The organism is Halomonas sp. A40-4, from assembly GCF_015767635.1.
Classification (GTDB): Bacteria; Pseudomonadota; Gammaproteobacteria; order Pseudomonadales; family Halomonadaceae; genus Vreelandella; species Vreelandella janggokensis.
The window spans coordinates 2,330,812-2,357,529 of sequence record NZ_CP065230.1 but is presented as its reverse complement, the minus strand read 5'-3'; the positions used below and the strand labels follow the sequence as shown (position 1 = coordinate 2,357,529).

27 protein-coding genes and 1 other RNA gene are annotated in these 26,718 nt (G+C 56.8%); 22 read left to right on the top strand and 6 right to left on the bottom strand.

The annotated features are described in order from the left end of the window. Positions 1–8: 8 nt before the first annotated feature. Positions 9–665, top strand: a complete 657-nt coding sequence (hisG, locus tag IT895_RS11005) for an ATP phosphoribosyltransferase (protein WP_085917993.1) — start codon at positions 9–11, stop codon at positions 663–665. An 11-nt stretch (positions 666–676) separates the two neighbouring features. Continuing rightward, entirely contained in the window at positions 677–1,996 is a 1,320-nt protein-coding gene (hisD, locus tag IT895_RS11000; RefSeq protein WP_085917994.1) for a histidinol dehydrogenase, read from the top strand. A gap of 29 nt (positions 1,997–2,025) precedes the next feature. Here the strand turns inward: hisD and IT895_RS10995 are convergent, their stop codons facing one another. Next, the gene (locus tag IT895_RS10995) at positions 2,026–3,300 is read right to left on the bottom strand and encodes a S1C family serine protease (RefSeq protein ID WP_199283469.1); all 1,275 of its coding nucleotides are present in this window, start codon (positions 3,298–3,300) and stop codon (positions 2,026–2,028) included. Positions 3,301–3,439: 139 nt separating this feature from the next. Between IT895_RS10995 and IT895_RS10990 the strand changes: the two genes are divergently transcribed. Further along, on the top strand, positions 3,440–4,201 hold the full coding sequence (locus IT895_RS10990; protein WP_085917996.1) for a Nif3-like dinuclear metal center hexameric protein: 762 nt from the start codon (positions 3,440–3,442) through the stop codon (positions 4,199–4,201). A 51-nt stretch (positions 4,202–4,252) separates the two neighbouring features. Here IT895_RS10990 and IT895_RS10985 read toward each other — a convergent pair whose 3' ends face one another. Further along, on the bottom strand, positions 4,253–4,705 hold the full coding sequence (locus IT895_RS10985) for a YhcB family protein (RefSeq protein ID WP_176243638.1): 453 nt from the start codon (positions 4,703–4,705) through the stop codon (positions 4,253–4,255). Positions 4,706–4,897: 192 nt separating this feature from the next. On the opposite strand from IT895_RS10985, the gene zapE reads away from it, so the two are divergent. The 8 genes from zapE to IT895_RS10945 all read left to right on the top strand — a co-directional run bounded on the left by zapE (position 4,898) and on the right by IT895_RS10945 (position 11,320). Continuing rightward, complete coding sequence (zapE, locus tag IT895_RS10980; RefSeq protein WP_085917998.1) at positions 4,898–6,076, top strand: cell division protein ZapE; 1,179 nt, start codon at positions 4,898–4,900, stop codon at positions 6,074–6,076. Positions 6,077–6,341: 265 nt separating this feature from the next. Then, on the top strand, positions 6,342–6,770 hold the full coding sequence (gene rplM, locus IT895_RS10975; protein WP_085917999.1) for a 50S ribosomal protein L13: 429 nt from the start codon (positions 6,342–6,344) through the stop codon (positions 6,768–6,770). Positions 6,771–6,783: 13 nt separating this feature from the next. After that, complete coding sequence (gene rpsI, locus IT895_RS10970; RefSeq protein ID WP_066321105.1) at positions 6,784–7,173, top strand: 30S ribosomal protein S9; 390 nt, start codon at positions 6,784–6,786, stop codon at positions 7,171–7,173. A 205-nt stretch (positions 7,174–7,378) separates the two neighbouring features. Further along, a complete protein-coding gene (gene petA / locus IT895_RS10965) occupies positions 7,379–7,978 on the top strand; it encodes a ubiquinol-cytochrome c reductase iron-sulfur subunit (RefSeq protein WP_199283468.1) in 600 nt (199 codons plus the stop codon). Then, the gene (locus IT895_RS10960) at positions 7,978–9,237 is read left to right on the top strand and encodes a cytochrome b (protein WP_199283467.1); all 1,260 of its coding nucleotides are present in this window, start codon (positions 7,978–7,980) and stop codon (positions 9,235–9,237) included. The genes petA and IT895_RS10960 overlap by 1 nt, the downstream gene beginning before the upstream one ends. Next, the gene (locus tag IT895_RS10955) at positions 9,237–9,986 is read left to right on the top strand and encodes a cytochrome c1 (RefSeq protein ID WP_199283466.1); all 750 of its coding nucleotides are present in this window, start codon (positions 9,237–9,239) and stop codon (positions 9,984–9,986) included. Before IT895_RS10960 ends, IT895_RS10955 begins: the two co-directional genes overlap by 1 nt. Positions 9,987–10,133: 147 nt before the next feature. Beyond that, positions 10,134–10,760 (top strand): stringent starvation protein SspA, encoded by a 627-nt coding sequence (sspA, locus tag IT895_RS10950; protein WP_085918003.1) that lies wholly within the window; start codon positions 10,134–10,136, stop codon positions 10,758–10,760. A gap of 53 nt (positions 10,761–10,813) precedes the next feature. Continuing rightward, a complete protein-coding gene (locus tag IT895_RS10945) occupies positions 10,814–11,320 on the top strand; it encodes a ClpXP protease specificity-enhancing factor (RefSeq protein WP_199283465.1) in 507 nt (168 codons plus the stop codon). Between the two features lie 88 nt (positions 11,321–11,408). On the opposite strand, the gene IT895_RS10940 is transcribed toward IT895_RS10945, so the two are convergent. Genes IT895_RS10940 through IT895_RS10925 form a run of 4 tightly spaced genes read right to left on the bottom strand, consistent with a single transcriptional unit; the run spans position 11,409 to position 14,527 of the window. Next, entirely contained in the window at positions 11,409–11,993 is a 585-nt protein-coding gene (locus tag IT895_RS10940; protein ID WP_233337223.1) for a BON domain-containing protein, read from the bottom strand. A gap of 34 nt (positions 11,994–12,027) precedes the next feature. After that, positions 12,028–12,615, bottom strand: coding sequence for a phosphoheptose isomerase (locus IT895_RS10935; protein ID WP_066321086.1), 588 nt, complete (start codon positions 12,613–12,615; stop codon positions 12,028–12,030). Positions 12,616–12,636: 21 nt separating this feature from the next. Continuing rightward, on the bottom strand, positions 12,637–13,008 hold the full coding sequence (locus tag IT895_RS10930) for a YraN family protein (RefSeq protein ID WP_085918005.1): 372 nt from the start codon (positions 13,006–13,008) through the stop codon (positions 12,637–12,639). Continuing rightward, the gene (locus IT895_RS10925) at positions 12,998–14,527 is read right to left on the bottom strand and encodes a penicillin-binding protein activator (RefSeq protein WP_199283464.1); all 1,530 of its coding nucleotides are present in this window, start codon (positions 14,525–14,527) and stop codon (positions 12,998–13,000) included. The genes IT895_RS10930 and IT895_RS10925 overlap by 11 nt, the downstream gene beginning before the upstream one ends. A 110-nt stretch (positions 14,528–14,637) precedes the next feature. On the opposite strand from IT895_RS10925, the gene rsmI reads away from it, so the two are divergent. The 11 genes from rsmI (at position 14,638) to murG (ending at position 26,675) form a co-directional block, all read left to right on the top strand. Continuing rightward, the gene (rsmI, locus tag IT895_RS10920) at positions 14,638–15,495 is read left to right on the top strand and encodes a 16S rRNA (cytidine(1402)-2'-O)-methyltransferase (protein ID WP_199283463.1); all 858 of its coding nucleotides are present in this window, start codon (positions 14,638–14,640) and stop codon (positions 15,493–15,495) included. Positions 15,496–15,527: 32 nt separating this feature from the next. Continuing rightward, positions 15,528–15,886: RNase P RNA component class A (gene rnpB / locus IT895_RS10915), an RNA gene on the top strand. A 96-nt stretch (positions 15,887–15,982) separates the two neighbouring features. Next, the gene (gene rsmH, locus IT895_RS10910) at positions 15,983–16,933 is read left to right on the top strand and encodes a 16S rRNA (cytosine(1402)-N(4))-methyltransferase RsmH (RefSeq protein WP_199283462.1); all 951 of its coding nucleotides are present in this window, start codon (positions 15,983–15,985) and stop codon (positions 16,931–16,933) included. A gap of 14 nt (positions 16,934–16,947) precedes the next feature. Beyond that, positions 16,948–17,283, top strand: a complete 336-nt coding sequence (ftsL, locus tag IT895_RS10905; RefSeq protein WP_085918009.1) for a cell division protein FtsL — start codon at positions 16,948–16,950, stop codon at positions 17,281–17,283. Further along, positions 17,280–18,986 (top strand): peptidoglycan D,D-transpeptidase FtsI family protein, encoded by a 1,707-nt coding sequence (locus IT895_RS10900; RefSeq protein WP_199283461.1) that lies wholly within the window; start codon positions 17,280–17,282, stop codon positions 18,984–18,986. Before ftsL ends, IT895_RS10900 begins: the two co-directional genes overlap by 4 nt. A gap of 15 nt (positions 18,987–19,001) precedes the next feature. After that, positions 19,002–20,486, top strand: coding sequence for a UDP-N-acetylmuramoyl-L-alanyl-D-glutamate--2,6-diaminopimelate ligase (locus tag IT895_RS10895; protein WP_199283460.1), 1,485 nt, complete (start codon positions 19,002–19,004; stop codon positions 20,484–20,486). Further along, positions 20,487–21,845 carry a UDP-N-acetylmuramoyl-tripeptide--D-alanyl-D-alanine ligase gene (locus IT895_RS10890; protein WP_199283459.1) on the top strand — a complete coding sequence of 453 codons (1,359 nt, stop codon included), beginning with the start codon at positions 20,487–20,489 and terminating at the stop codon, positions 21,843–21,845. It begins immediately after the preceding gene. 9 nt (positions 21,846–21,854) lie between these two features. Further along, on the top strand, positions 21,855–22,937 hold the full coding sequence (mraY, locus tag IT895_RS10885) for a phospho-N-acetylmuramoyl-pentapeptide-transferase (protein ID WP_085918013.1): 1,083 nt from the start codon (positions 21,855–21,857) through the stop codon (positions 22,935–22,937). Positions 22,938–22,993: 56 nt separating this feature from the next. Continuing rightward, positions 22,994–24,382 carry a UDP-N-acetylmuramoyl-L-alanine--D-glutamate ligase gene (gene murD / locus IT895_RS10880; protein ID WP_085918014.1) on the top strand — a complete coding sequence of 463 codons (1,389 nt, stop codon included), beginning with the start codon at positions 22,994–22,996 and terminating at the stop codon, positions 24,380–24,382. Further along, positions 24,379–25,560: a putative lipid II flippase FtsW gene (ftsW, locus tag IT895_RS10875; protein ID WP_085918015.1), complete on the top strand. Its 1,182-nt coding sequence runs from the start codon at positions 24,379–24,381 to the stop codon at positions 25,558–25,560. The genes murD and ftsW overlap by 4 nt, the downstream gene beginning before the upstream one ends. Positions 25,561–25,580: 20 nt before the next feature. Beyond that, on the top strand, positions 25,581–26,675 hold the full coding sequence (gene murG / locus IT895_RS10870; protein ID WP_267905854.1) for an undecaprenyldiphospho-muramoylpentapeptide beta-N-acetylglucosaminyltransferase: 1,095 nt from the start codon (positions 25,581–25,583) through the stop codon (positions 26,673–26,675). The last annotated feature ends 43 nt before the right edge of the window (positions 26,676–26,718 follow it).

Sequence of the window (26,718 nt, the reverse complement as noted above, 5' to 3'; positions counted from 1 at the left end):
CAACCAAAATGAGTAAGCAACTGATCTTAGCCCTCTCAAAGGGCCGTATTCTAGAAGAGACGCTACCGCTGCTGGCCGATGCAGGCATCACGCCTACAGAGGATTTAAATAAAAGTCGTAAGCTGCTGTTCGATACCAACCTGCCCGATGTCAAATTCGTCGTGATCAGGGCAACGGACGTGCCGACCTACGTTCAGCTTGGGGCAGCCGATCTGGGGGTGGCCGGTAAGGATGTCCTTTTAGAGCACGGCGCCGAAGGGCTTTATGAGCCGCTTGATCTCGATATTGCACGCTGCAAGCTGATGACCGCCGGCGTTACCGGTGAGCCGCCGAAGCTGGCACGCCGTCGGGTGGCAACAAAGTTCGTCAATATCGCTCGGCGCTACTATGCCGAGCAAGGTATCCAGGCCGAGGTGATCAAGCTTTATGGTGCCATGGAGCTGGCGCCGTTGATGAACCTGGCCGATGAAATTGTCGATATCGTCGACACCGGTAATACCCTGCGCGCCAATGGTATGGAACCGCGTGAGCTGATTGCGCCGATCAGCACGCGCCTGGTGGCCAACAAGGCGGCCATGACCATGAAGCACGCGCGTATCAAGCCATTGCTGGCTCGACTGGAACGCGCCATTGCCGATCGCAAGACGATATCGTCCGCCGACTAAGTGAGGTTGCTATGAACGAGAACGCTACAGTGACGATAGCACGGCTCAACACTGCCGATGAAGCGTTTGCCGGACAACTGGACGCGTTGCTGGATTGGGAGGGCGTGTCAGACAGTGCTGTTCAGGCGCGCGTGAATGACATTCTCGCCAACGTGAAGCGTCATGGTGATGCGGCAGTCATCGAAGCCACCAATCGCTTTGATCGCGTTTCGGTTACCCAAATGGATGAGCTTCGTCTGACGGCTGAGCAATTGCGTCAGGCCTTTGAGTCGCTGCCCGCTGAGCAGCGTGATGCCTTGGCGAGGGCTGCCGAGCGAATTCGGCGTTATCACGAGCATCAGAAACCGACCTCCTGGCAATACGAAGAACCTGACGGAACGGTGCTTGGCCAGCAAGTGACGGCCATCGACCGCGCGGGGATTTACGTACCTGGCGGCAAGGCGGCCTATCCCTCATCAGTTCTGATGAATGCGATTCCCGCTCATGTGGCGGGAGTGCAAGAGATCATCATGGTGGTTCCCACCCCCGATGGTGTACTCAACGATCTTGTACTGGCGGCAGCGCACGTGGCCGGTGTGGACCAGGTGTTTACCATTGGCGGAGCCCAGGCCATTGCCGCCCTGGCCTACGGAACAGAAAGCGTCCCCAGGGTGGATAAGATCGTCGGGCCGGGCAATATCTATGTGGCCACGGCCAAGCGGGCCGTGTTCGGTCAGGTGGGTATCGACATGATTGCTGGTCCCTCTGAAATCATGGTGGTGTCGGATGGACTGACCGACCCTGATTGGCTGGCGATGGACTTGTTTTCCCAGGCGGAGCACGATGAAGATGCTCAAGCCATCCTGGTGAGTTGGAACGCTCAGCATCTGGCGGATGTAGAAGCCGCTATAGAACGTCTGCTTCCGACCCTGGAGCGGGCCGATATCGTCCGTGAGTCATTGCGTCGACGCGGCGCGCTGGTTCACTGCCGCGATGCGGAGGAGGCCGTCACGCTGATCAACCGGGTTGCCCCCGAGCACCTTGAGCTTTCAGTGGAAACGCCAGATGCGTGGCTCGCGGGTATTCGTCATGCGGGCGCGATCTTCATGGGGCGTTACACGGCAGAGGCGCTGGGTGATTATTGTGCGGGGCCGAATCATGTGCTGCCCACCTCGGGTACCGCGCGCTTCTCATCACCGCTGGGCGTCTACGATTTTCAAAAGCGCTCGTCGTTGATTCACTGCTCGGCCGAGGGGGCGTCAGCGCTGGGTGAGGTCGCCTCAGTATTGGCACGCGGTGAATCGTTGACCGCTCACGCGCGATCCGCTGAATATCGAATCAAACCGTCTTGATGGGGTGAAAAAGGCGGCCACTCAGTCCGTCAGGGCTGGGTTGGTTCGCCTTCATCATTGTCACTTCGGCGGGTTCCGTCGGGTTGTGGAAGTGTCGAAGGAATGGGGCGCTCACCAACATTCAGCGTCATCTCCATGCGTTCACCGTCGCGGACAATCGTCAGCGGTAGCTCGGTGCCTGGCTTGATCGAGGCAATATCGCTCATGGTGGCGCGCGCATCGAGAATAGGTTGGCCATCGACTGATAGCAGGACATCGCCAGGCAATAATCCCGCCTTCTCTGCGGGCCCTCCATCCACAACGCCAGCGACAATCACCCCTTGAGGCGTGCGTAGGCCGAAAGAGGCGGCAAGCTCTCTAGATAGTGCCTGCGCCTCAATCCCCAGCCAGCCACGGATGACTCGCCCCTGGGTAACCAACTCGTCCAGAATGCTATGGGCAAGGTTGGCTGGAATGGCAAACCCGATACCCTGAGACCCCCCCGAGCGCGAAAAGATGGCCGTATTGATGCCCACCAGCGCGCCTTCCGGGTTGACCAGCGCCCCACCCGAGTTCCCCGGGTTAATGGCTGCGTCGGTCTGAATGAAATCTTCATAGGCGTTCAGGCCCAGATGGGTACGCCCGGTGGCGCTGATAATCCCCATTGTCACCGTCTGTCCAACGCCAAAGGGGTTGCCGATGGCCAGGGCGACATCGCCAACGGCAACATCCGTTGAATTGCTCAGCTCAATAACGGGCAGGTTTTCCAGGTCGATTTTAAGCACGGCGAGGTCACTTTCAGGGTCAGTGCCAATCACTTCAGCGAGTACTTCGCGGCCATCGCGCAGCGCTACCTGGATTTCGTCGGCACCGTTGATGACATGGTGATTGGTGAGCACATAGCCTTCGTCACTGACGATAACGCCTGACCCCAGGCTCGACAGCATACGTTGATGGGTAGTGGCGTCATCGCCGTTGAAAAACTGCTGAAAGAACGGGTCTGACATCAGCGGGTGTTCGTCGCGTTCGACGATGCGAGATGAGTAGACGTTGACCACGGCAGGCGCCGCCTGGTTGACTGCAGCGGCGTAGCTGGCAGGGCCCTGGTTGCGGTTCAGGGGTGCCGCTCGCCGGACTTCAGGTGCCGGTCGGTCTGGGTCGGTCTCTTGATCTGCCGTGGTGACCAGAGAGGGCGTGTCTGCGGTTTGGGGGGCTGAAGGCTGAAAGGGCAGCGGGAAGCGCTCAGGAAACGCAAACATGATGACCGCTGCCAGCAAAAAGCCTGTGATGATGGGCCATATATAAGGCAGCACAAAGCGTTTCATTGAGGTTTCCTTTGGCGATCGTCGAGGGGTAGATAATAGCGCTGACGAGTCGTCAGTTTTACACTAGACGTTATCTTATAAATGATAACATTTTATTGGCTTGTATCTCATGGATGCCAGCAGATACTTAGGAGCAACGGTGATTCAACGCGATATATTAGTAGCAGCCTGTGACCATCAGCTTCGCGCTTCACAGTTTAAAGACTTTACAATTAACGGCCTTCAGGTGGCAGGTCGTGATCGAGTAGCCCGTGTCATGACCGGCGTGACGGCCTGCCAGTCCTTGCTTGACGAAGCAGTGAGCTGGCAGGCTGATATGTTGATTGTGCACCATGGCTATTTTTGGAAGAACGAGCCGGTCGCCATTACGGGCATGAAGCAAAGACGAATCAAAACCTTGCTCGATCATGAGATAAACCTGCTGGCCTATCATCTACCCCTTGATGCCCACAGCGAGATGGGCAACAACGCTGAGCTGGCCAGGCAGCTTGGCTGGAAAGTTGAAGGTTGCCTGGATGGGGAGCTGGGTGAAGGTTTGCTTTGGTCTGGGCGCGTTGCCAAGCCACTGAGTGCGACCGCGCTTGCCGGGCAAATAAGCCAGACCTTGCAGCGAGAACCACTGCTCATTGAAGCGCCGGGTGTGGGTGACATAGAGCGCATCGCCTGGTGCACGGGTGGGGCGCAGGATATGATCAGTGCCGCTTTTGAAGGTGGTGCGCAGGCATTTGTTTCCGGAGAAATTTCAGAGCGAACGACGCATCTTGCCAGAGAAATGGGGATCCATTATCTGGCGGCAGGCCATCATGCCACTGAACGTTATGGTGTTCAGGCATTAGGGGAATGGTTGGCTGATGAATATGGTGTTGAGCACCGATTTGTCGATATTGATAATCCAGCTTGATGACGTTGACCCTCGGCAATGCTGCCGAGGGTCAACTCACACTGGAAGCGCTCAGTAACGTGGCGGTGTTGCCGTGTCGTCGCGAGCCTCTTTATCCTTGAGGCCGAAATGTTCGGATAACGTGCCGTTCTGGCCATCGGCGTAGTCGCGAGGCGTCGCGGGTGCACTCAGCGTATCACTGGGCTCGTTTACAGGGCGAAGGTCAGTCAACTCGGCAGGGCGATGTGTTAGCTGGTCTAGTTGCCACTGGCCCGCGTCGTCTTGCAGCTTTTTTTCCAGCTCGTCGGTTTCCTGGCGGATCGTTGCCAGCGATTCATGCACACTGGACAGTTGATGGCTGACGCCATTCTTGAGTGACGCCACCTGATGTTCACGTTCCAATAGTGTTTGGCGAAGTGAAGCAAGTTGACGCTGGCTTTTGCTGAGTAACCGGTAGCATCCTGCGCCGATTATCAAGCCGATCACAAGGCCTATTGCTGCATAGGTTAATGGCTCGCTTTCCACATTTATCTCCCTTGATGCCTGTCGCTGCTGGTTATACAGCGCATGAAACAGTCGATTGCTATTATAGGCGCCTTGATGATGGTTGGGTCAATGCTCATGCGTTGGTGAGCCTAACCACGTATACTTGTTGCCTTTATTTATGTTGTGTTGGTTTTCAGTAATCCTAGGCGGAAATAACAGGAGAGTTAAACGATGAGGGCAACGTCGGACGGTGGTGGGCCAGCGCCGAATACGGCGACGCCGATGGGGCGTTATCGTGCAGACCTTAAGCGAGAGGGGTTTGAGTACGACCCGGCCCAGGAAGCGGCAGTGGCGCATTTGCAGCGTTTATACGATGCATTGCTGTCAACCCCGACGACGGTGCCGAAAACGGTCCTTGCCAATAAAGGGCTTAAGGCCAAGGTGGCGGGGTTGATAGGTAAAAAAACGTCCGCTCAAGAGCCGGTGACGCCGAGCGTTCAGGGACTTTATTTCTGGGGAGGTGTGGGTCGCGGCAAAACGTACCTGGTGGATACTTTCTACGAATCGCTGCCGTTTGCCGATAAAATGCGCACCCATTTCCATCGCTTCATGCAGCGTGTGCATAACGAGCTCACCCATTACAAAGGGGAAAAGAACCCGCTGACATTGGTGGCGAGCAAATTTGCGAGTGAGGCGAGGGTGATTTGCTTTGACGAGTTCTTCGTCAAGGATATCACCGACGCCATGATCCTGGCGAACCTGCTTGAAGCCCTCTTTGAAAGAGGTGTCGTCCTCGTGGCAACGTCGAATATCGTGCCTGACGACCTGTATAAAGACGGTCTTCAACGCGCCCGGTTCCTGCCTGCTATCGATTTGCTCAATCGCCATTGTCAGGTAGTGAATGTTGACTCGGGTGTTGATTACCGACTGCGCGCTCTGGAGCGCGCAGAAATCTTTCACTCGCCGCTCGACGACGCCGCCGAAAAAGAGCTGGCACGCAGTTTTCGCGAAATTGCGGGGCACGCTGGGGAGGAAGACGCTCCGCTTGAAATTAATCAGCGTGTGCTGACGACTCGCCGGCTGCACGATGACATCGCCTGGTTTGAGTTTGCGGCGCTTTGCGATGGACCGCGTAGCCAAAATGACTATATCGAGCTGGCACGCGAATTTCACACGATTATCGTTTCTAATGTCCCTGCTATGCGCGGCGCAGATGACGATCTGGCAAGGCGCTTTATCAATATGGTGGATGAGTTCTATGACCGGGGCGTCAAGGTCTTGATGTCGGCAGAGGTGCCGGTGGAGTCGCTCTATCAAGGTGGAAAGCTGACGTTTGAATACCAGCGAACGCTCTCTCGGCTGCAGGAGATGCAGTCCCATGAATATTTGGCGCTGCCGCACAAGCCCTAGCGGCATAAAGTATAGCCATATAAAACTCGGTCGTAGAAACTTGGTCGTAGAAACTTGGCTGTATGAACCATGACCACATAAAAAGATAAATCCAGAAAAGTCTCGGTGAATACCTATAAAGGCTTAACTTGACGGATGGCTTGCTGTAGAATACCGCCTCGCTACACGTTGTGGGTCAAGATCCCGCAACCAAAAAAAATAGGGATGGTGCAACGCCGCATTGCGGTGTGTCGTACCCAACACATTTTAACTGGTGATTTCATCCATGAAGACGTTCAGTGCTAAGCCGCAGTCCGTCCAGCGCGATTGGTACGTTGTCGACGCAACGGACAAGACGCTCGGCCGTCTGGCTACCGAAATTGCTCGCCGCTTGCGCGGTAAGCACAAGCCCGAATTTACCCCTCACGTTGATACCGGCGATTACATCGTGGTGATCAACGCTGAAAAAGTCCAAGTGACCGGCAACAAGGCGAAGGACAAGACCTATTACCGCCATACTGGTTACCCGGGCGGTCTACGCTCCATGACGTTCGATAAAATGATCGACCATGCGCCCGAGCGTATTATTGAGTCTGCCGTGAAAGGCATGCTGCCCAAAGGCCCGCTTGGCCGTGCCATGTACACCAAGTTGAAAGTGTACGCTGGTGCCGAGCATCCGCATGCTGCCCAACAGCCGCTTGAACTGAACATCTGAGGAAATCTCCGCCATGACACAGCAGTATTACGGTACCGGGCGCCGCAAGACTTCCACCGCCCGCGTCTTTATGAAGCCGGGTTCCGGCAAAATTACCGTCAACAACCGTGAACTCGACAATTACTTCGGTCGTGTAACTGGTCGTATGGTTGTGCGTCAGCCGCTAGAACTGACCGAAACCCTCAACCAGTTCGACGTTTACGTCACGGTTGAAGGCGGCGGTGGTTCAGCACAAGCCGGTGCCATTCGCCACGGTATTACCCGTGCGCTGATGAATTATAACGAAGACCTGCGTCCTGCACTGCGCGCCGCGGGTTATGTGACGCGCGATGCACGTCAGGTAGAGCGTAAGAAAGTCGGCCTGCGTAAAGCACGTCGTCGTCCGCAGTTCTCCAAGCGTTAATCGGACGCTCAAATACTGTGGAAAAAGCCCAGGCCATTGGCCTGGGCTTTTTTTTGCTATAACAATCATCCGTCAAGGTGTACGTTGATTAAGCGTGCCTGGCGAACTGCACGCTGGTTAAACTACTTTATACATAGACATTAAATAACAACAGTCATTCTTGCGGAACGTTAAGCGTTGCGTGAGGAAAAAGTGGGGGCCGGATATGGCAAATAACGGCGTTAACAAGGGGCGGCGGCGTTTCCTTGTAGGCGCGACGACGGTTGTCGGCGCAGTAGGAGCGGTTGGGGTTGCAATCCCGTTCGTGTCAGCTTGGCAGCCGAGTGCAAGAGCCCGTGCGGCAGGGGCGCCTGTTAAGGCCGATGTTTCGAAACTGGCTCCCGGGCAGCGTATGACGGTCGAATGGAGAGGGCGACCCGTCTGGATTATCAACCGAACGCCCGAAATGATCGAGCGCACGGAATCCTTTGCCACTGACCGCCTCGCTGACCCTGAATCTCAAGCGTCTCAGCAACCTTCCTATATTGCCGGTCAAATGCGCTCCATACGCCCGGAAATCGGTGTCCTGATTGGTATCTGCACGCATCTGGGTTGTTCGCCCGTCTATCGTCCCGAGCCTGATGCAGCGGGCGTTGGCGTCGAGGATTGGCCTGGTGGCTTCTTTTGTCCCTGTCATGGCTCACGGTTTGATTTGGCGGGACGAGTGTTCAGCAATGTACCGGCGCCGACCAATCTGGAAGTGCCCCCCTATCGTTTCGAAGGCGATAACATCATTGTTGTCGGTGAAGATGAGGAGACGGCCTGATGGGTAATTCGAATAAAACCAAAGCGCCCCGAGGCCTGATGCGCTGGATTGACGCCCGCTTTCCGGCAACGCAGTTCTTTCAGGACCATCTATCGCACTATTACGCGCCGAAAAATTTTAACTTTTGGTATTTTTTCGGTTCACTCGCGCTATTGGTTCTCGTCAATCAGATTCTGACCGGGATCTGGCTTACCATGAGCTTCAACCCCAGTGCGGAAGGCGCCTTTGACTCCATTGAATATATTATGCGCGATGTGGAGTGGGGCTGGCTTATCCGTTATATGCATACCACGGGGGCATCAGCCTTCTTTGTGGTGATCTATCTGCATATGTTTCGGGGATTGCTATATGGCTCCTACAAAGCCCCCCGAGAGCTGGTGTGGATTTTCGGCATGGCCATTTATTTGACCCTGATGGCCGAGGCCTTCATGGGGTATCTGCTGCCTTGGGGGCAAATGTCGTACTGGGGTGCGCAGGTCATTATTTCACTGTTCTCTGCCATTCCCTTTATTGGTTCGGATCTGGCGCAGTGGGTGCGTGGCGACTACCTGATTTCAGGCATCACGCTGAATCGCTTTTTTGCCTTGCATGTGGTCGCGTTGCCGATTGTGATTCTCGCGTTGGTGGTGCTGCACATTGTGGCACTCCACGAAGTGGGTTCAAACAACCCGGACGGCATTGATATCAAGCAGAAGAAAGATGAAGCCGGTAATCCGCGGGATGGTATCCCTTTTCATCCTTATTACACGGTTAAGGATCTGGTTGGCGTTGCCGTTTTTCTGTTTGTGTTCTGCATTGTGGTTTTCTATTTCCCGGAAGGGGGTGGGTATTTCATTGAAACACCCAACTTTGAACCGGCGAATCCGTTACAAACCCCCGACCACATCGCGCCCGTGTGGTATTTCACGCCCTTTTACGCGATTTTGCGTGCCATTACCTTCTCGATTTTCGGTTTGGAGGCTAAGTTTTTAGGGGTGATGTGCATGGGGGCGGCCATTGCCGTGATGTTTGTGCTGCCGTGGCTGGATCGTAGCCCTGTGCGTTCGATCCGCTATAAAGGCTGGATATCCAAGCTGATGTTAGCGTTGTTTGCGGCAAGCTTTGTGACGCTGGGTGTTCTAGGTGTAATGCCTTCAACAGGGGGGCGAACACTATTGGCCCAAGTCTGTACGGCGATCTATTTCGCTTATTTCTTGTTGATGCCGATCTATACGCGGTTGGAAAGAACAAAACCCGTTCCGGAAAGGGTGACAGGCTAATGAAAAAACAACTGATCGCGCTCATTGCTGTTCTGGTGCCTATGACCACAATGGCTGCCGGTGGCGCAGGTGTCCCGCACTCCATGGAGCCGGATCTTCAGAATCAGGCGTCGTTGCAAAATGGCATGAAGCTCTACGTTAACTATTGTATGGGGTGCCACTCGCTTGAGTATCAGCGATTTTCGCGCGCCGCTGAGGATTTGGATATTCCACGGGACATTATTGAGGACAATGTCATCTTTTCCTCCGAAATGGCGTTCAACGATCAAATGGAAACGTCAATGAGCGAGGAAGACGGTGAGACCTGGTTTGGTGCGCCGCCCCCTGACCTGACACTGTCAGCTAGGCTGCACGGCACTGATTGGTTGTATTCCTATCTACTCAGTTTCTATCAGGATCCGAGCCGTCCTACCGGGGTTAATAATGCGGTATTCGAGCTGGTCGCCATGCCCAATGTGCTGGAGCCGCTTCAGGGTGTACAGGAAAAGGTATGTCCTGAAGCAGATGCATCAGAAGGTACCTCCGGCAGCGAAACTGGCTGTAATACGTTGGAAATTACTCGTCAGGGCGAGCTCTCGCCAGAGGAGTTTGAAGAGGCGGTTTATGACCTCACAAACTTTCTTGCCTATGTGGGAGAGCCCTCGAAGCTTCAGGCGCAGGCGTTAGCGCCGAAGGTGCTCATCTTTTTGTTTATCTTTGCCGTCATTGCCTATCTCCTCAAGCGCGAATATTGGCGCGATATTCATTGAAGGCGCTGATTCAGGGCAATCCCGGGCGCACGGTCAAGTCGTGCGCCTTTTTCGTGTTAGCCTTTAACGTAATGCATGGCGTTGCCTTCCCCAAGGGTGGGGTGGACGTGTTATTATTCAAGATTGATTCGTTGCGAGGATGGTTTCATGGGAGTTGTGGCCAAACGGTCGTCGATGATTTTTTATTCAGGTAATGATGATCATTTCAGTCATCGTGTCCGCATTGTGTTGGCTGAGAAGGGGGTGGCTGTCGACGTCGTCGATGTCTCCGACGAGAATGTCCCTGACGAGCTCGCCGACCTGAACCCCTACAATAGCGTTCCTACGCTGCTTGATCGTGATCTGGTGCTTTACGAGTCGAAGGTCATGATGGAATACCTGGATGAGCGTTTTCCGCATCCACCACTCTTGCCTGTCTACCCCGTGGCACGTGCGCAGAGCCGCCTTTGGATGCATCGCATCGAACGCGAGTGGTGCCCGATGGTCGAACAAATCACCAGCGGTGGAAAAAAAGAAGCCGAAAAAGCACGTAAAGAGCTGCGCGAGAGCCTGATCGGCATTTCACCTATTTTTGAAGACATGCCGTATTTCATGAGTGACGAATTCACTCTGGTGGACTGCTGTCTGGCGCCGATACTATGGCGTTTGCCGGCACTGAATATTGAGTTGCCGGAAAAACAGGTAAAGCCGCTATTAAACTATATGTCGCGGGTGTTCGAGCGAGACGCATTTAAAGCCGCATTGAATGAGCGTGAAAAAGAGATGCGTGCCTGAACCCACTCAGGCCTCGCCTGGCGGGGCCTTCTCTCTGGGAGGAGCGAGACGAGATGAAATCGAGCCGTCCTTATATTGCCCGAGCGCTTTACGAGTGGTTGTTGGACAACGAACTCACGCCGCACCTGGTGGTGGATGCCACTCAGCCTGGTGTTGAAGTGCCGCGTCAATTTGTGCAAAACGGCCAAATCGTACTCAATGTTGCGCCTACAGCGGTTCGCGACCTGTTTATGGAAAACCAGGCCATTGGTTTTAATGCGCGTTTCGGTGGGCAGCCCATGCAGGTGATGATTCCAACGCCGGCACTCATCGCGATTTATGCCCGGGAAAACGGCGCTGGTATGGTGTTCGGTCACGAGCCGGAATTAACTCCGCTCGAGGGCGAGGAAGAGGCGAAAGACGAAGCCACTCCGCCAAGCAAGCCAACATTGGCGGCGACCGAATCAACCGGTGAGGCGGATTCTTCCTCTGAGGAAATGCCAACGAAAACGTCGGAATCAGACAGTGAATCAAAGGATAAGCCCGGCAAGAAAAAACCATCGCTCCGGGTGGTGAAGTAACGCGATAGACTTCCTTCGGAGTCTTCCTAAATGAAAAAGCCTCGCTGTTCAAAACAGCGAGGCTTTTTCATTTATTTTTCGCGTCGGGTCAGTCGATATACTCGAAGACTTTTACAATCCGCTGGACGCCGGCCACGTTGGAAGCCGTATTGACGATGCGGTCCGCTTCTTCACGCGTCACCATTCCCATGATGTAAACGCTGGCGTTTTCCGTCGTGACCTTGAGCTTTGAAGAGTCAATGCGGTCATTGGTCGCCAGCTGAGCGATAACATTGCTGGTTAGCCAGGTGTCGGTCAAGCGTTGGGTGCTGGGTAGGCGGGCCGACACCGTGAGCTCGTTGTGTACGTCATTGACACCACGTAAGTCAGCGGTGACGTTTCCGGCCATCTCGCGCAATTCTTCGCTGGGCACTTGGCCTACCAGCAGCACGACGCCATTGAAGCTATGGGGGCGAATGCGAGCGTCACCCAGCCGTCCGTCAGCTCGGTCCAGCGCACGCCCGACTTCTCGTTCAATTGTTTCGTCAATGGCAACGACATCTTCGCCACGTTGACCGTAATTTGAAGCATCGACAGCGGTATTGGTCGCGCAACCTGCGAGCAGAATACTGGCACCCAGGGTGGCGGCCATTAACAAACGAGAAAAACGTGAGGCTGAGAGGTTTGGAGTCATTGATAGGTTCCTTTTCATTTTCGGCAGGGCGGGGTTAGCCGCCGAATAGTTGCTCATCGATTAAGTCGCAAAGGCAGTGGATGACCAACAAGTGCACTTCCTGGATGCGTGCCGTGGAGGTCGCCGGCACACGAATTTCGCAGTCATCCTGACCCAGTAGCGATGCCATGTCACCGCCATCCCGGCCGGTTAACGCCACGACTGTCATGTCACGGTCGTGAGCGGCTTGTATAGCCTGCACAATATTAGCCGAATTGCCACTTGTCGAAATGGCCAGGAGTATGTCGCCCGGTTGACCTAACGCCCTGATCTGCTTAGAAAATACTTCATTATACGTATAGTCGTTGGCGATCGAGGTTAGCGTGGAGGTATCCGTGGTTAACGCCAGTGCCGGTAAGCTCGGCCGCTCGCGCTCAAAGCGGTTGAGCAACTCTGACGAGAAATGTTGGCTATCTCCCGCGCTGCCGCCGTTTCCGCAGGCAAGGATTTTGCCTTCGCTTACCAAGCATTGCACCATCATCTGACTGGCGACCTCAATAAAAGGCGGCAGCACTTCGCTGGCGTAGGTTTTGGTATCAATGCTGGCGTTGAAGTGGTCCAGTATGCGTGGTTGAAAGTCCATTAGGGCTTCCTGGTTGTCGATTCAAAAGGCATCAAAAGCGGCTTTTACCCACTCGACTTCCATCTGAGGGGGCATGCCGGTCATGGCGATAACATCAAAACGACACGCTGACGGGTGTCGCCTGGAGGCCAAATAAAGGCGTGCGGCCCGGATAAGCCGCTGCTGTTTCTGAGCCGTTACGGACTCGAGAGGATGCCCGTAGCGGCTCGATTTGCGATGTTTGACCTCTACAAAAACCAGAATATCCGCATCTTCCATGATCAGGTCAAGCTCACCGCCTTTAACATGGTGATTACTGGCGATTAAGCGCAGTCCCTGCTGCTGCAGCCATTGCGCGGCAAGCTGCTCAATGGCTTGCCCGCGCGCTCGTGCCGTCTTCGAGCTAGTCGTCATCGCTTGCGTCGTTGTCTTCTTCATTGCTCATCAAGCCCGGGATTAAAATCGGCACAGGTGTCCCGTTCTGGAACTTGGCCCAGGGCAGCTCGCGATAGATCCTGCCGTCACCGGTGAGAAACAGCTTGCCTGTGCTGCCATCAAAGCCTTCCAGTGCAGAAAAATCAGACAGGCTTGTGGCAATTTCATAGGCATCGACACCCATGGCCATTAATCGGAACATCGAGGCATCGGGCTCTTCCCGGAGGCGCTGGTAGCTGTCGTAGAAAGGCAGTACTTCTTCACCACCCACGGCGGCATCAGGAATTTGCCAGGGGATGTCCATGAACATGACGTCATTGAGGTCCTGGTCAAGGCGCGTCTGACCCCGTCCTTCGTGAAGGTGGGAAGTGGCATAGATGGGAAGATCGGGCGCGTAGTAGTAATCCATGGTGGGCGGCACCTGGCGAGCATAGTCAGGTAGCGCGAGTAGGAAGAGGGCATCAATATCATTCAACTGGGCGCGCTCACCGCGAACGTTCAAGGCTGTCTTTACCGCATCAGAAACCGGATTGTCAGGGTTGTAGCGCACTGCGTTGCTGATATCGCCTCCCTGGCGATGCCACTCGTTCCAGAAAGCTTCGCCGACGCGCTGCCCCCAGTTGTTATCGGGTACCATAAGTGCCATTTGGCGGTGGCCATCCTGCCAAGCGCGGCGTGCGGCCTGACGCGCTTCATCTTCAGCCGAGAGGCCGTATTGGAAAAGCCGCTTGGCTTGATTGCGATCGCCACTCCCGTAGTTGAGGGCCAATGTCGGCACGGGAACACTGTCGCGCTGTTCAAGCTGAGTGACCAGTTCCTTGTCCAGCGGCCCAATCATCACCTGGGTGTTCATCTGCTGGGCGCGATCATAAAGCTCGTTGAGCGAGTACTGCGAAGCATCCAGGAAGCTCAGTTGTACATTGTCGCCGGTGATGTCGTGATGGCGGCGCATGGCGGAGGCAATGGTCTCGGCGACGCTGCTGAGCGCGCCGGATTCGGGGAGTGCCACGACGATACGGTTGATCGTTTCGCCTTCGAGTTCAGGCAGTGCAAAGCGTTCCGGATCGGGTTTGTCGAGCGCTTCGCGAGCCCAGCGCTGGCGGTCTTCAAGCGTGCGCTGCTGGTCGGCCTGCATCGGCAACTCGTCATCAAGCACCTGGGTGGCGCGCAAGACGCTGTCAGGTTCATTGAGTGCGCGGGCTAACTCGGAAAAAAGGAGTGCCCAGCGAACCCGGTTTGCTTCGGACAGCGCTTGTTCGTCAATGTTGTCAGCCGCCTCAAAGGCATTTTCGCGTTGGCCCTGGCGGGCAAAAATATTGGCCGCCTCTAGGCGCGTTCTGGCTGCTTCTTCCGGGGCCTGTTCTTCCGCCTGGCTAAGCAGGCGACCAGGGTCCTCGTCGGGTACTCGATCAACGACGCCGGGGGGCTGTGTCGCACAGCCCGCAACGAAAAGCGCCATGAGCGTAGCGGCAAGAAAGCCACGTAATGACTGTTTCATGTATCCTTCCTTAGTTTCCATTTGCGCCGTCGCTGCTTGTCAACGATTTGGCGACTATTGCACAAGCATAGCGTACCGAGGGGCAAGCCATTGACGAATTGGGAGTCACGATGACACATACACCGCCGGGTACATTGTACGTGGTCGCCACGCCGATTGGGAATTTGGATGATCTTTCTGCCCGCGCCGTGCGACTGCTGGGTGAGGTGGCCCGCGTTGCCGCTGAGGATACTCGTCACAGCGCCCGCTTGCTGTCGCATCTGGGCTTGAATAAGCCGATGGTATCGTTGCACGAGCACAATGAAGCGCGACGGGTCGATAGCCTGGATCGCTACCTTGAAGCGGGGGAGGATATTGCCTTGATCAGCGACGCCGGGACACCGCTGATCAGCGACCCGGGGTTCGTATTGGTGCGTGAACTGCGCGCGCGTAATCGTCATATTGTGCCGATACCTGGCCCCTGCGCACTGATTACCGCGTTGTCTGCAGCCGGCTTGCCTACCGATCGCTTTGTATTTGGCGGGTTTCTGCCTGCTAAGCCCGGCGCGAGACGACAGGCGCTGGAGGCTTGGAAGGTGCGCGAGGAGACGCTGGTATTTTACGAATCCCCGCATCGTATCGTTCATACCCTGGAGGCCTTGCATGAACAGCTGGAAGGCCGCGAGGTCGTCCTGGCTCGCGAGCTGACCAAAACCTTCGAGACATTTCTGCACGGTACGCCGTCGTCGTTGCTGGCGCAGTTGTCCAGCGATCCGAATCAGGCGCGCGGCGAGTTTGTCGTGATCGTCGCAGGTTCGCCGCCGGTAGCGCAAAGTGAGCAGCAGGCGATTGACGCCGACACCCTGCTTGAGACGTTGCTAGCAGAAGGCATTGGTGTCAAACAGGCGGCAAGTGTTGCTGCCCGCCTGTTCGGCGGTCGTAAGCAAACCTGGTATGCCCGCTTGCAAGGCATGAAAGGCGAGCATTGAGGCGAACGTTGGGCACTGGTATGCTTGCCGCCGGAGTTGGCCAGACAGTCGCCGCTAATGCCCCTCAAAAGGTGTTGGGGGAGGAAAGTCCGGGCTCCATAGGGCAGAGTGCCAGGTAACGCCTGGGCGGCGTGAGCCGATGGAAAGTGCAGCAGAGAGTAGACCGCCTAAGCCCTTCGGGGCCGGTAAGGGTGAAAGGGTGCGGTAAGAGCGCACCGCGCGCCTGGCAACAGTGCGTGGCAAGGTAAACCCCACTCGGAGCAAGACCAAATAGGGACCCAATGGCGTGGCCCGCGCTGGGTCCGGGTAGGTTGCTTGAGCGCTGTGGTAACGCAGTGCCTAGAGGAATGACTGTCCACGACAGAACCCGGCTTATCGGCCGACTCCCCATTCATCGGGGCATGCCCAGGCATGCCCCTCATTCTCCTGTGAGTGTACTGTCTGTGACCTGGACTACCTGTGACCTGGACTACCTGTGAGCTTTACCATGCCGTCATCTGATCAGGCTAGCGCTCCATTCGAGCATACCAGTGTGCTACTGGACGGCGCTGTCGATGTCCTCGTTCATCAACCTGATGGCATATACCTTGATGGCACCTTTGGCCGTGGCGGCCATTCCCGGGTCATTTTGTCGCGCTTGAATGAGCTAGGTCGCTTGATTGCCCTCGACCGGGATCCTCAAGCCGTGTCGGCGGCGGCAGATATCGCCGATTCACGATTTACCATGGTACAGCGCGACTTTGCCCGGCTGGGCGATGTTGCCCGCGAGCAGGGTGTGCACGGCAAGCTTGCCGGGGTCTTGCTCGATGTTGGCGTGTCATCGCCACAGCTTGATGACCCTGAGCGGGGTTTCAGCTTTATGCGCAATGGCCCTCTGGATATGCGTATGGATCCCGGTCAAGGGGAAAGCGCCGCGGAATTTCTTGCTCACGCCAGTGAAGCCACTATCGCGCACGTATTCAAAGCCTATGGCGAAGAACGCTTTGGAAAACGGCTTGCGCGGGCGGTCGTCAATAGGCGGGCCGAGGCGCCATTTACGCATACGGTGGACTTGGCCGACGTACTGAAAGCTGCCCATCCGGCATGGGAAAAAGGCCGTCATCCGGCCACCAAGGCATTTCAGGGCCTGCGGATTTATTTAAACGGCGAGTTGGAACAGTTGGATGCCGCGCTTGAGGCTGCCCTCGAGGCCTTGGCGCCGGGGGGGCATTTGGTGGTTATTAGCTTCCATTCGCTCGAGGATCGCCGGGTCAAGCGTTTTATTCGCCATCATGTGCGAGGCGATACACATCTACCCAAGGGCGTGCCGATTCGTGATGACCAGTTGAGTCGTCGTCTCGAGGCGTTGGGTAAAGGAAAACGGCCGAGCGATGCCGAAGTGGCCGAGAACCCGCGTGCCCGAAGTGCGGTCATGCGTGCTGCGCGCAAACGAGAGTGATCACGGATGTCAGTATGAGTTTGGAGCAACTTGATCGGTGGTGGTCTTCTTTGCAGGCCGGATGGCCGTTTTCTTTACGTCTGCGGCCCTGGCCAGTGGCTCTTAGCCTGCTTTTTTTAGCCTGCCTGGCAACGGCTTTTTGCGTCGTCGTGACCACCCATGCGACCCGGGGGCAGTACGCTCAGCTACAGCAACTAGAGCAAGAGCGGAACCAGTTGAACACTGAATGGGGTCAGCTACTGCTGGAGGAAGGCGCGTGGTCAACGCCTGCGCGCATAGAGCAGATTGCCACACAGCGTCTGGGGATGCGTATTCCCGATGTTGATGACGTTGAGGTAATTCGGCCATGAGCACTCAGCGCCGGGGCGTCAGTTCACGCCAAGCGCCTGTCGCTCCTCCGCTGCCGGGTGGGCGGTTTTTCTTTGTCATGCTGCTTATTGTCCTGGCGTCCGCGATCCTGATAGGGCGGATTACCTTGCTGCAGGTGATCGACCGACCTTTTCTGCAAAGCCAGGGGGATGCGCGTACGCTGCGTAATGAGGTCATCCCTGCCCACCGGGGGATGATTACTGATCGCAATGGCGAGCCGCTGGCGATCTCCACGCCAGTAGTTACGCTTTGGGCGAACCCCCAGGAACTACCCGACGATGCGATTCAGCGTATCGTCCTGGCCCAGGCACTGGGTATGTCGCTGGAGTCGTTTGAAGCTCGAGTGGCGCGCTATAGCGAGCATGAGTTCATGTACCTGCGTCGCCAAATGACGCCTGAAGCCGCTCAACGTATCCTCGATTTGCGCACACCAGGGGTCTACCCCCAGCGGGAATACAAGCGTTACTACCCCGCAGGTGAAGTGGCGGCACAGCTGCTTGGCGTGACCAACGTTGATGATGTCGGACAGGAAGGGCTTGAGCTTGCCTACCAGCCTCACCTGGCCGGTCGTCCGGGGCAGCGACGCATTATCAAGGATCGTCGTGGCCGACTGGTCAGGGAGCTGGATGTTATTCGTGAAGCTCAGCCGGGTGGCGATTTGACCCTCTCAATTGATCAGCGATTGCAGTACATGGCCTACCGGGAACTCCGGTCAGCGGTCGTTGAAAACAAGGCGGATGGTGGTGTTCTGGTCATGATGGATGCCCGCAGTGGTGAAGTGCTTGCCATGGCCAATCTACCCTCCTATAACCCGAATAATCGGGCAGGGCTAGACCCCCGCGGGCTGCGCAACCAGGCGTTGGTCGATGTTTTCGAGCCCGGCTCGGTAATGAAACCGCTGGCGATGTCGGCGGTGTTGGAAAACGAGGGCTTTGATCGCGATACCATTGTGGACACGTCACCGGGCTGGATGCGGATCGACGAGTACACGATCCGCGATTTTCGTAATTACGGTGAGCTGGATCTAGCGGGCATTCTCGAAAAGTCCTCCAATATTGGCATGTCGCATCTTGCCCTTGAGCTTGATGACACGGAGATCTGGGAAAAGTACCGGCAGCTTGGCCTTGGCCAAAGTACGGAAACGGGATTCCCCGGTGAAGCCACCGGCCACTTGCCCTCACCGATACGCCTGTCGCGCAGCGAGCGGGCCGCACTGTCCTATGGCTACGGCCTGTCGGTTTCAGCCGTTCAGTTGGCGAGTGCTTATACAGCGCTTGCCAATGACGGCAAGCGTTTGCCGCCCTCGCTGCTGCGTCTTTCTGAGTCACCTCAAGGCATCCCTGCCATAGAGCCCCGGGTTGCTAATGACTTGCTGGATATTCTGGAAAGCTCGGTCGCCGCTTATACGGGTGGCCGACGAGCTCGGGTTGAAGGTTATCGTGTAGGTGGTAAGACCGGGACGGTTCGTAAATCCGGCCAGGGGGGATATGCCAAAGACGCTTACCGTAGTGTGTTTGCCGGGATTGCCCCGATCTCGGATCCGCGCATCGTGACGGTGGTCATGATCGACCATCCCAAGGCAGGCGAATTCTATGGGGGTGCCGTGGCAGCGCCGGTATTCTCAAGTGTGACAGGTAATGCGCTAAGGTTATTGGACGTGCCTCCTGATAGAGAGGCGGACTAGTGGGAAGGAGATTGCATGACGCTCAGCCCGAATGAGGTGATACAAGCGCTCACCAAGGTGTGGCCAGCCGGTGGGCTGCCCGCCTCGCTGCCATCGTTGTCCGACAATATCAATATTACCAGCGATTCTCGCCAGATCGGCCCTGGCGATATTTTTGTGGCCGTTCCAGGCGGCCAGCTAGACGGTCGCGATTTTATTGATAGCGCCCTTGAAGCAGGTGCGGGCCTGGTGCTTGCACATGCAAGCGATGGTGAGATCACGCTCAATGGCCGTGTTCTGCAGTTACCTTATCTGACGCGACGGCTTGGGGAGCTTGGGCGTGCGCTTTTTCAATTGCCTCAGGGCCCTGAAGTCATCGGGGTCACGGGAACTAATGGGAAAAGCTCGGTGACGCACTACATTGCCGCGTTAAGCGATGCACTGGGTACACCGGCTGGCGTCATCGGCACCTTGGGTGTAGGCCGGTTGGGCGCGCTGAGCGATACCGGGCTGACAACGCCCGGCGCACTTGCCATGCATGCGGCGCTGGGCGGGTTGGCTCGTCAAGGTGTCAAGCGTGTGGCGCTGGAGGTGTCATCCCATGCCCTTGATCAATCCCGGCTGGATAGCGTTGATATCACGACCGGCGTGTTCACCAATTTGAGCCGTGATCATCTGGATTATCACGGCAGTATGGCTGCCTATGCGGCTGCCAAGGCCAAGTTGTTCAGACGTACTGAGCTTGCCCTTGCCGTGATGAACGGTGATGACCCGCTCGTTCGTCTGATGTTGGCCGGCTGCGATAGCCATGTGCGCGTCCTGGCGACAGGCACTGAAGAGGCCGTCACGCTGCGCGTGGTGGGCTGGAATCCGCATAGTGAAGGCCAGCAGGCACTGATCGCCACGCCGGATGGTGAAAAAACGCTGTCGCTGTCACTGATGGGGCGCTTTAATCTGGATAACGTGTTGCTGGCCATGGCAACGCTATACGGTTTGGGCGAGTCACTGGATTCACTGTTTGAGGCGGCAGAGTCGCTTAGCCCGGTACCGGGACGCATGGAGTGCTACCGCCAGGCAGGCTCTCCCAGTGTGGTGATCGATTATGCTCATACGCCGGATGCGCTTGATAATGCACTGCGCGCCCTTGATGGGCATGCGGGCAAATTATGGTGCGTGTTCGGCTGTGGCGGTGAACGTGATACCGGCAAGCGCGCCGAGATGGCGCGTGTGGCAGAAGCGCATGCGGATGGCGTGATCGTGACCGATGATAATCCCCGGGGTGAGTCTGCCGACAGTATACGCGCCGACATTCTGGCAGGCTTCACTCAGAAGGCTCAGCCGTTGGAAATAGCCGAGCGAGGCGAGGCGATTGCTTATGCGGTCCGTCACGCCAACCCTGATGATGTCATTCTGGTGGCGGGTAAAGGTCACGAGCCCTATCAGGAAATCAAAGGGGTGCGCTACCCCTACCATGATGGTGAGGCCGTACAGTCCGCACTGGCCGCTCGGGAGGCGCTCTAGATGGACTGGACCCTCGGTCACGTGGCGGCGGCGCTCGCTGTTGAAGTGCCGCCATCCTTGGCGGACATGCCCATCAGTACTGTCGTCACCGATACACGCAAGATGGCGGCGGGAGGGCTCTTTGTCGCCCTCAAGGGGCCACGGTTTGACGGTCATGATCTATTGGCCGAGGCACAGCAGGCGGGCGCGGCTGCGGCTGTGGTGCAAACGCCAGTGAAGAGTCCGCTGCCACAATTGGTGTGTCCTGATACCCGTCTGGGGTTGGGGCTGCTGTCAGCCGCCGCGCGCGAAGCCTGGCAAGGCCCGCTGGTAGCGGTGACCGGCAACAGCGGCAAAACCACGGTAAAAGACATGACGGCCGCCTTGCTGGCACCGCTGGGCGCGGTTCATTCCACCCAGGGGAACCTCAACAATGACATTGGGGCGCCGTTAACCTTGCTGGCGTTGACGCCAGGGCACCAGGCGGCGGTAGTCGAGTTGGGGGCCAATCATCTGGGGGAAATTGCCTGGACGACGCGTCTGGCTCGGCCTCAGGTCGCCGTTATTACCAATGTGACCGGTGCTCATGTCGGCGAGTTCGGCGGTATGGGGCAGATTGCCCAGGCCAAGGGCGAAGTGCTGAGCGGTTTGGCGGACGATGGCGTGGCGGTTCTAAATCGCGACGATCACTATTATGCCTACTGGGCGGCCTGTGCTGCGCCGCGTCGTGTCATCAGCTTCAGCATCAAGGCACCGGCCGATATCTGGGCCGAAGCGCTTTCCTGTGACTCCCAAGGGCGTTATGCTTTCACGCTTAACTATCAAGGCCAATCCCTTGGGCGGGTGCATTTACCGCTGCTGGGCAAGCATAATGTGAGTAATGCGCTTGCGGCGGCGGCGGCGGCGCTCTCCCTGGGCGTGTCGTCGGCGCAGGTAATCGAGCGTCTGGCGTGCTTGTCCGCACTGCCTAACCGGCTGGGTGTGCTACCCGGCTTACGTGGTGCAAACGTGCTTGATGATAGCTATAACGCCAACCCTGGCGCTGTAAAAGCCGCGCTGGATACGTTGATGAGCCTTCCTGGGCCACGTTGGTGTGCCTTGGGGGCAATGGGGGAGCTGGGTAGCGACTCCAACGCTTTGCATGCTGATATCGGCCGGTATGCGGCCCAGTTGGGTGTTGATCTTCTGTTAACGCTGGGGGAAGTGGCCAAGCCGGCCAGCGATGCCTTTGATGGTGGGTTGAATTTTAATGATCACGCGACGCTTGTGCGTCATCTTCATAATACGTTGCCGCCCAATGCCAGCCTGCTGGTAAAAGGGTCGCGCAGCGCAGGCATGGAACAAGTTGTCACCGCCCTGCGCACGGATAAGATAAGGTAAACGCCGTTCATGTTACTTCACTTGGCGAATTTTCTGTCGCAGTATCAATCTGCCTTTCAAGTCTTTAACTATTTAACCTTACGGGTGATTTTAGCCGCCCTGACAGCCTTGTTTCTGTGCTTATGGCTAGGGCCCTGGGTGATAAGGCGGCTGGTCGAAGGGCAAATTGGCCAGGCCGTGCGTGATGACGGTCCGCAATCACACCTCTCAAAAGCCGGCACGCCGACCATGGGAGGGGCGATGATTCTGATGGCCATGGCCATCAGCACCTTGATGTGGGGGGACCTGACCAATCACTACGTATGGGTCGTGCTAGGCGTGACACTGGGGTTTGGCGCGATTGGCTGGATAGATGATTACCGCAAGGTGGTCGAGAAAAATCCTCGGGGTTTACCGGCACGCTGGAAATATTTCTGGCAATCAGTGGTCGGCTTGAGTGCGGCACTGATTCTTTACTTTACCGCAGCCTCGGCGGTCGAGACCAGCTTGTTGATACCGACGTTGAAAGACGTCGCGATTCCTCTGGGTGTTTTTTATATCCTGCTAACCTATCTGGTGATTGTCGGTAGCTCCAATGCCGTCAACCTGACCGATGGCCTGGATGGCCTGGCTATCATGCCGACGGTGCTGGTGGCGATGGGGCTGGCGATTTTTGCCTATGCCAGCGGCAACGCACTTTTCGCTGATTATCTGCATATCCCGTTTATTCTGGGCACCGGAGAGCTGGCTGTTTTTTGCGCCACGATAGCGGGCGCTGGATTGGGTTTTCTTTGGTTCAATACCTACCCTGCACAAGTCTTTATGGGCGACGTGGGAGCGCTCGCACTGGGCGCTGCGCTTGGCGTCGTCGCCGTTATTGTCCGCCAGGAAATCGTGTTGTTCATCATGGGCGGTATTTTCGTTCTGGAGACCGTCTCGGTCATTTTGCAGGTTGGTTCCTACAAGCTTACTGGACGCCGGATTTTCCGAATGGCGCCTCTACATCACCACTATGAGCTGAAAGGCTGGCCAGAGCCGCGGGTGATCGTGCGCTTCTGGATCATTACCGTGGTACTGGTGTTGCTGGGTCTAGCCACGCTGAAAGTCCGTTAAGTTTTTTCATTTTCAATGCGGCCGGGCCAGACATGGGTCGGTGTGAGGGAGCCGGGATGGTTCATGTTCCACCAGGAATAACGCTCGTCGTGGGGCTGGGAATCTCGGGGCGGGCGATATGTCGCCACTTGGCGCGACAGGGCGTGTCGTTCATGGTGGCGGACACCCGCGAGGAACCACCTGAAATGGCTGCGTTCCACAGCGCCCATCCTGACGTGGTCGTTCATTGCGGCCCCCTCGAGGTCCTGGATATTGACGCGGTGGAAGAAGTCGTGGTGAGCCCGGGTGTCGACCCCCATCATCCGACCTTAGCGCCGCTGGCGGCGCAGATGAACCCCCGTACTGGCGAGCCCCGGCTGGTCGGCGAAATGGCCCTTTTTGTGCGTGCAGCATCTGCCCCCATTGCCGCGATTACCGGCTCGAATGCCAAGTCAAGCGTGACAACCCTGCTCGGGCAGATGGCCCAGGTGTCAGGTGTCAACGCCGCTGTTGGCGGTAATCTCGGCACCCCGGCACTGGATCTATTGGCGCAACAGCCTGACGCTGAGCTATTCATCCTTGAGCTTTCCAGTTTTCAGCTCGAAACCACCCCCCGCCTTGGGGCGGCGGTAGCCGCCTTTTTAAATTTATCGGAAGATCACCTGGACCGACATGGCGATATGCAAGGCTATTGTCGTGCCAAGCAAGCCATTTTTCACGGTGCCCAGCATGCTGTTGTCAATGCCGATGATCCCATGACGTTTCCCAACGAGCCGGTTGCCACGCTGACTCGCTTTGGCAATCAGGCGCCAGGCAGTCGTGATTTTGGGTTGGCGATAGAGCAGGGGCAGTTAACCCTGATGAAGGGGAAAGCGCCTTGGCTTGCCGCCGATCAATTGGCGATGGTAGGCCAGCATCATTACGTTAACGGGTTGGCCGCCCTGGCCATGGGGGACGCATTGGGGTTTGATCAAACGGCCATGTGCGAGGCATTAAAGGGCTTTAAGGGATTGCCCCATCGCAGCGAGCTAATCGTTGAACTCGACGGCGTTAAATGGGTGAACGATAGCAAGGGTACCAATGTGGGAGCGACCCTTGCGGCCATTGAAGGCATTAGCGCCAGCTTAACAGGTCGGTTGATATTGCTGGCAGGCGGGGTGGGGAAGGGGGCCGATTTTTCTCCCCTGGCGGCGCCATTAAGCGCCAGCGCACGCTGCGTTATCTTGTTCGGCCAAGATGCATTGCGGCTGGATGAGGCGTTGGCTGACCACGTCGAGACGCGTCTGGTGGAAGGGCTGGAGCATGCCATGCAAGAAGCATATGCGCTTGCGAAACCCGGTGATTGTGTGCTGCTGTCGCCGGCCTGTGCGAGTCTGGACCAATTCGTCAATTACCAGGCAAGAGGCGATGCCTTTCGTCAATGGGTAGAGCAAAAGGCACGATTCTCCAGCGAGGCAACGTCATGAAGCGATTCCAGGATCTACGCCAAAAACTATCTACCCAAGGGGCGCCCTGTGACGTCTGGTTGATCGTGGTGGCGGTGGCGCTAGCGGGTTTCGGCTGGGTGATGGTGAGTTCGGCCTCTATCGGGTTGGTCGATGACAGCTATCACTATGCACAGCAGCATGGTGTGTTCTTGCTGCTCGGCATAGCGGCATGCCTGGTGATGTTGTGTCTTCCGCTGGAGGTCTGGCGTCAAAACGCCAGTCTGATTCTGCTTGTCAATATTTTCCTTCTGACACTGGTTCTGTTCATCGGTCAGGAAATCAACGGCAGCAAACGCTGGATTGCACTGCCCGGCCCATTGCCTAGCCTGCAGGTATCCGAGCTCGCCAAGATTGGCTTGATTCTTTATATGGCAGCTTTCATGTCACGCTTTGCTTACGACCTCAGACGCAAGCCATTCAGCATATGGCGGCCACTGGCCGTATTGGCCGTGCCGGCCGGGCTGTTATTTTTAGCGCCCGATTTTGGCGGTATGGTGGTATTTGCAGCGTGCGTGATTGGTATGCTGATGATGGCGGGGGCGTCGCTAACTTTATTGATTGGTAGTGGCAGCCTGTTGGCGACGGGTGCGGTGATGATGGTGGCGCTTGAACCCTACCGGCTGGCTCGCTGGACCAGTTTTTTGGACCCATGGGCCGATCAGTTCGCGACGGGGTATCAGCTGACCCAGGCACTGATTGCCTTTGGCCGTGGTCATGTCACCGGTACCGGGCTTGGCAACAGCGTGCAGAAGTTGCATTACCTCCCCGAGGCGCATACCGATTTTATTTTTGCAGTGGTCGCCGAAGAGTTGGGGATGTTGGGCGCCATCACAGTGGTGGTGTTATTTACGCTGTTGATTGCCCGGGCCATGTTGGTAGGGCGTCGAGCTGAGCTGTCAGGGCATCTGTTTGGCGCTTATGTCAGCTATGGTATTGGTTTCATTATTGCGGCTCAGGCGTTTATCAACATGGCGGTAAGCTCTGGACTGCTGCCAACCAAAGGATTGACGCTACCACTGATGAGCTATGGCGGTTCCAGCTTGCTGGTGACCGGCGTCATGATCGGTTTGTTGTTGCGCACCGATGTGGAAACGCGCCAACAGCCAAAACGTGCCTCGACGCCCTATCGCCCGCGTCGTGAACCACGCCTCTCATAATCAAGCTTAAGGAGTTGCCTGTGACACAGCCAGCGCGCCGAGCGCTCATCATGGCAGGAGGAACCGGGGGCCACGTGATGCCTGCTTTATCGTTGGCGCGCGCTCTGATGGCTCAGGGTGTCGAAGTTGAGTGGCTGGGTAGTCCGAAAGGCATTGAAAACCGGCTGGTGCCCGACGCGGGTATCACTCTGCATACCATTGCTATTTCAGGGCTGCGCGGTAATGGTCTGACAGGCTGGCTGAAGGCACCTTTGAACCTGAGCCGCGCGGTACGTCAGTCCCGCCGTGTCATGGCAGCATTCAAACCTCAAGTTGTGGTTGGGTTGGGTGGTTTTGCCAGTGGTCCTGGCGGCCTGGCCGCCAGGACATTGGGCATTCCGCTGGTGATTCATGAGCAGAACGCGGTGGCGGGATTGACGAACAGGGTGTTGTCGCGCCTGGCTACCCGCACCTATGCGGCTTTTCCGCAGGCCTTTGGCCAACGGGCGGAAGTGATTGGCAATCCGGTCCGCGAGGATATTGCCTCCTTGGGCGATCATCCGCGAGATTCGGCGACCATGACAGACCGTCCTCTACGCCTGTTGGTCGTCGGTGGTTCACTGGGCGCTGTTGCCCTTAACGAGCGACTGCCCGAAGCGGTCGCCCGTCTGGCGGCTGCGCAGCGGCCGGCTATATGGCATCAGGCCGGCAAGGCGCGTGATGCTGATACCGCGGCTCTGTATGCCGAGCAGGACGTCGAGGCGCGTGTAGAACCATTTATTGATGACATGGCGGCGGCTTATGACTGGGCCGATCTAGTGGTTTGCCGTGCCGGGGCATTGACCGTTGCGGAGCTGGCGGCAGCGGCCAAGCCAGCCTTGCTGGTGCCTTTCCCTTTCGCGGTAGATGATCACCAACGCGTCAATGCCCAGGTGCTTGTCGAGGCAAAGGCGGCACTGTGCATCGTCCAGTCCGAGCTGACCGCCGAGCGCCTTAGCCATGAATTGGCAAATTTATTAACGCCTGACACCCTGGCGGCGATGGCCGCTAATGCACGCCAGGCTGCCTACTTGGAAGCAACCCAGCGCCTGGCCGACGGGTGTCTGGCTGTGATACCGCAAGGAGAGACTGTGTGACCCACTCTGTAACCAAGGCGGCATCAGCAACGACCGCCCCCAC

Excerpts from the sequence above, each read along its gene's own strand:
- IT895_RS10995 (WP_199283469.1), bottom strand. The coding sequence starts at position 3,300 with ATGAAACGCTTTGTGCTGCCTTATATATGGCCCATCATCACAGGCTTT.
- hisD (WP_085917994.1), top strand. The coding sequence starts at position 677 with ATGAACGAGAACGCTACAGTGACGATAGCACGGCTCAACACTGCCGAT.
- zapE (WP_085917998.1), top strand. The coding sequence starts at position 4,898 with ATGAGGGCAACGTCGGACGGTGGTGGGCCAGCGCCGAATACGGCGACG.
- IT895_RS10960 (WP_199283467.1), top strand. The coding sequence starts at position 7,978 with ATGGGTAATTCGAATAAAACCAAAGCGCCCCGAGGCCTGATGCGCTGG.
- mraY (WP_085918013.1), top strand. The coding sequence starts at position 21,855 with ATGTTACTTCACTTGGCGAATTTTCTGTCGCAGTATCAATCTGCCTTT.
- murD (WP_085918014.1), top strand. The coding sequence starts at position 22,994 with ATGGTTCATGTTCCACCAGGAATAACGCTCGTCGTGGGGCTGGGAATC.
- ftsW (WP_085918015.1), top strand. The coding sequence starts at position 24,379 with ATGAAGCGATTCCAGGATCTACGCCAAAAACTATCTACCCAAGGGGCG.
- IT895_RS10890 (WP_199283459.1), top strand. The coding sequence starts at position 20,487 with ATGGACTGGACCCTCGGTCACGTGGCGGCGGCGCTCGCTGTTGAAGTG.
- IT895_RS10895 (WP_199283460.1), top strand. The coding sequence starts at position 19,002 with ATGACGCTCAGCCCGAATGAGGTGATACAAGCGCTCACCAAGGTGTGG.
- rpsI (WP_066321105.1), top strand. The coding sequence starts at position 6,784 with ATGACACAGCAGTATTACGGTACCGGGCGCCGCAAGACTTCCACCGCC.
- sspA (WP_085918003.1), top strand. The coding sequence starts at position 10,134 with ATGGGAGTTGTGGCCAAACGGTCGTCGATGATTTTTTATTCAGGTAAT.
- IT895_RS10955 (WP_199283466.1), top strand. The coding sequence starts at position 9,237 with ATGAAAAAACAACTGATCGCGCTCATTGCTGTTCTGGTGCCTATGACC.
- IT895_RS10930 (WP_085918005.1), bottom strand. The coding sequence starts at position 13,008 with ATGACGACTAGCTCGAAGACGGCACGAGCGCGCGGGCAAGCCATTGAG.
- petA (WP_199283468.1), top strand. The coding sequence starts at position 7,379 with ATGGCAAATAACGGCGTTAACAAGGGGCGGCGGCGTTTCCTTGTAGGC.
- IT895_RS10935 (WP_066321086.1), bottom strand. The coding sequence starts at position 12,615 with ATGGACTTTCAACCACGCATACTGGACCACTTCAACGCCAGCATTGAT.
- rplM (WP_085917999.1), top strand. The coding sequence starts at position 6,342 with ATGAAGACGTTCAGTGCTAAGCCGCAGTCCGTCCAGCGCGATTGGTAC.
- ftsL (WP_085918009.1), top strand. The coding sequence starts at position 16,948 with ATGAGTTTGGAGCAACTTGATCGGTGGTGGTCTTCTTTGCAGGCCGGA.
- IT895_RS10925 (WP_199283464.1), bottom strand. The coding sequence starts at position 14,527 with ATGAAACAGTCATTACGTGGCTTTCTTGCCGCTACGCTCATGGCGCTT.
- hisG (WP_085917993.1), top strand. The coding sequence starts at position 9 with ATGAGTAAGCAACTGATCTTAGCCCTCTCAAAGGGCCGTATTCTAGAA.
- IT895_RS10900 (WP_199283461.1), top strand. The coding sequence starts at position 17,280 with ATGAGCACTCAGCGCCGGGGCGTCAGTTCACGCCAAGCGCCTGTCGCT.
- IT895_RS10945 (WP_199283465.1), top strand. The coding sequence starts at position 10,814 with ATGAAATCGAGCCGTCCTTATATTGCCCGAGCGCTTTACGAGTGGTTG.
- rsmH (WP_199283462.1), top strand. The coding sequence starts at position 15,983 with ATGCCGTCATCTGATCAGGCTAGCGCTCCATTCGAGCATACCAGTGTG.
- IT895_RS10940 (WP_233337223.1), bottom strand. The coding sequence starts at position 11,993 with ATGACTCCAAACCTCTCAGCCTCACGTTTTTCTCGTTTGTTAATGGCC.
- rsmI (WP_199283463.1), top strand. The coding sequence starts at position 14,638 with ATGACACATACACCGCCGGGTACATTGTACGTGGTCGCCACGCCGATT.